Source organism: Actinomadura sp. KC345 (assembly GCF_004348515.1).
Lineage (GTDB): Bacteria > Actinomycetota > Actinomycetes > Streptosporangiales > Streptosporangiaceae > Spirillospora.
In genome coordinates, this window is record NZ_SMKH01000513.1 from 1 (window position 1) to 2,734 (window position 2,734).

The 2,734-nt window shown below is 60.6% G+C and carries 4 protein-coding genes; all 4 read right to left on the reverse strand.

What is annotated here, in order from left to right:
* The coding region (locus E1281_RS39010; RefSeq protein WP_131884715.1) for a helix-turn-helix transcriptional regulator at positions 1 to 391 on the reverse strand (391 nt) is incomplete at its 3' end.
* 561 nt (positions 392 to 952) lie between these two features.
* Positions 953 to 1,414, reverse strand: a complete 462-nt coding sequence (locus tag E1281_RS39015; RefSeq protein ID WP_131884716.1) for a hypothetical protein — start codon at positions 1,412 to 1,414, stop codon at positions 953 to 955.
* A 64-nt stretch (positions 1,415 to 1,478) separates the two neighbouring features.
* The gene (locus E1281_RS39020; RefSeq protein WP_131884717.1) at positions 1,479 to 1,925 is read right to left on the reverse strand and encodes a hypothetical protein; all 447 of its coding nucleotides are present in this window, start codon (positions 1,923 to 1,925) and stop codon (positions 1,479 to 1,481) included.
* 3 nt (positions 1,926 to 1,928) lie between these two features.
* Positions 1,929 to 2,734, reverse strand: an 806-nt coding sequence (locus E1281_RS40990; protein WP_207943780.1) for a hypothetical protein, incomplete at its 5' end; no start/stop codon positions are given.

Sequence of the window (2,734 nt, forward strand, 5' to 3'; positions counted from 1 at the left end):
GACGTCGAGCATGGCAGGATAGGTCACCACGTGGAGCCCTTCTGGCAGACGAGAGATCTTCAGCGAGACCTCTTCTACCGGGGCTCCACGTGCCTTTTCTGGTCCTCGCCATCTGTCCGCGAGTCTCTCCGAACACCATCGATCGTGCCTCGGAAATCCCTACTGTCCGAATCGATCGTGCCGAGAACTCACTGCCGGTGATTTCGAGGATGTTGAGCATGTTGATGATCTCGGCCAGGTCCGGGCGGCCCTGGGCGTTCTCCAGCCGGGAGATCTTCGTGCGGGAGTAGTACATGAGCTGGGCGAGGCCATCGGTGGTGAGGCCACGGCTTTCGCGGAGTTTGCGGATCTCGGCCGCCAGTCGCCGGCGGCGGACGTAGGGGCTAGGCATGGCCGTCCTCCCGATATCACGTCGGTCACGATCCATTCGGATTCATGACTCTCTGTGTTCGACCACTCGCGAGCAATCATAAGGTCACGCTCGGTCAGACACCCGACACGACAACGCCTCCAGCCAATATCCGCACGTCCACACTCCGCACGTGAGGGAGTCGCCCGCCCGACGCGCCCCGCAGGGGTTCGCTTAGAAATCCCATATGCCTCATGCGCCTGATTTGCGAGCACGTGCCTACGGCCGGGGCACCGTAAAGCCGACCAGCCCGGAATGGCACTTTACGAGGCGTCAAGCCTGCTACCCCGCCGTTCCACACCCTTGTACCTTGATCCCCGCGTCCAGGGCCAAGCGGGTACCGAGTTTCCCAACCATGGCCAGCCACTCCAGGAGGGGGCGCACCACCTGCCAAGTTCCCGCCCCGACCAGCTAAGTGGACCAAGGCGTGACTTCCAGTCCCCGCCCACATCTCGCGATGGTTCCCGGCCGACATCTCGCCGGGCAGCCGCCGGTGTCCTCGTCACCTGCGGGAGACCACCCCTGGGCGTCCCTCTGGGCGGACTATTCAGCCTCTCGTGCAGCGAGCCACTTGTTGGCGTGCATGGTGGCGTCCTTGATGAACTCCTCCACTCCCACCTCATCTAGGTCCGCGTCGTGGACCATGGCTAGGAGCAAGGTGCTTTCCGCTGTGGCGATGGTTTGAACATCCACGCCAGCGAGTTCATCCGCTTTGACCGACTCGTCGCCGATGCTTTGACGCAAAAGTTTTTCCGCAACGAGCGCGTCTATTTCGCGGGCATCGGCCCCAACGCTCGACCGCACTTCACCCACGAATCGGATCACGTCGGGCAATGACCAGGACGGCGAGAACTTTCGATATGCTGCTCGGGTGAACGCTGCGTGAATGAGGATGCCGTAGTTTTCCGCGTTGTCAGACGCTATTAAATTCTCAATCTTCTGCGACCACACTTCGTAATCGTCCAGGAGGAATGAGCGCAACGCCGTCACATGCTGATCGTTCACTATCAAGGCAGTACCTCCTTAGCGGTGTTACTGGATCAGCGCCGCCTAAGTGGAGACTCCTGGATCAGTCAAGATGTGCATCGGCCTCGCCTCGCGCCTTTGTCAGAAATGTCTCGAGTTCCGCTTCGTTAAGGTCAGCCTCGCTGATCAAGGCACCCATTAGAAGGAGTTGCGTTGCGAGGACCTTGCCGCCGTCGATTCCCTGAACCGATCCTTTGCCCAACGCATGAAGCAATACTCGCTCAGCGACACTCGGGTCAAGGTCGTCGGCGACGTTCGGGTGAGCTGCCCTCGTAACGGCGACGAATTCGACGATCTCCGACTCTTCAGCGACCTGGTCATCTTCGAGGAAACGCCGGTCGGCTGCTTCAAAGAAGGCGCCGGTGACCAGCGCGACGTAGCCGTCGGTCGCCCCAGTTTCTTCCAGGTGGTCCAGCCATCGCACATGCTCGTCGGACCGACCCTGGAGTTGGGCCCGCAGAGCTGCTACCTGCTCGTCGGTTACTGCCATTACTTATCCTGTCCGTCGATTTCTGTACGCCGTCCCGAGTTGCTTTGCTACATACCCGACAACAACAGCAAGTGTAAACACGCTCGTCGCAAGGTCTGGAGTGTTGGGATGTTTCTGCAAGTTGTCAATTGCGATGGGTGGGCGACTTTCTGTATGTCCAGTAGGGTTAGGTTTCTGGACTATATCATCCATCGCTTTGGTTGCGTTGCGTAGTGCGTCAAAAGCAGTCTTGCCGGACTCGTAAGTCTCCCATCGATTGCGGCCGGGCTCGCGGAGATCACGGTCTGCGGGGTCATCTTCGGGGCGGCGGAGTTCGCCGCGGCCCAAGGTGAAGTCTCCCGAATCGCGGTCTGCTAGGACCACCTTGCCGTCACTGTCGCGGAATGCTTTAGCTCGTCCGTGGAAGCGGCGGGGTTCCTCTATTTCTGTTGTGTTTGTTTCTTGCGGAGCCAGCTCTCTGCCGGGTTCTTCGGCTTCGCCAGATTGGGGCGAGTTGCGGTCGGGTGCGTTGTTTTCGTCGCCGGGTTCGGTGGTTTCAGGTTCCTCGGCCTTCTTACCATGGTCGCTGTCATGCTGGCCGAGGGATTCTCGTGTCTCCTGGTTCCGGTCCGGTTCTTCGGGGGAGGACGGGGCGTTTTCGGTGCCTGGCTGATCGCCGTGTTCGTCGGCGCGGGTGGCGGTATCGGGGGCGGGTTTGGTGGCTTCGGTGTCCTGGCCTGTCGGTTCGTCTCCGGGTTTGGTTTGGGTGTCGGTGGGGCGGGGCTGGTCGGTGCCGTCGGCGAGAGGGCTGGGTTGCTCGGCTGAATCGG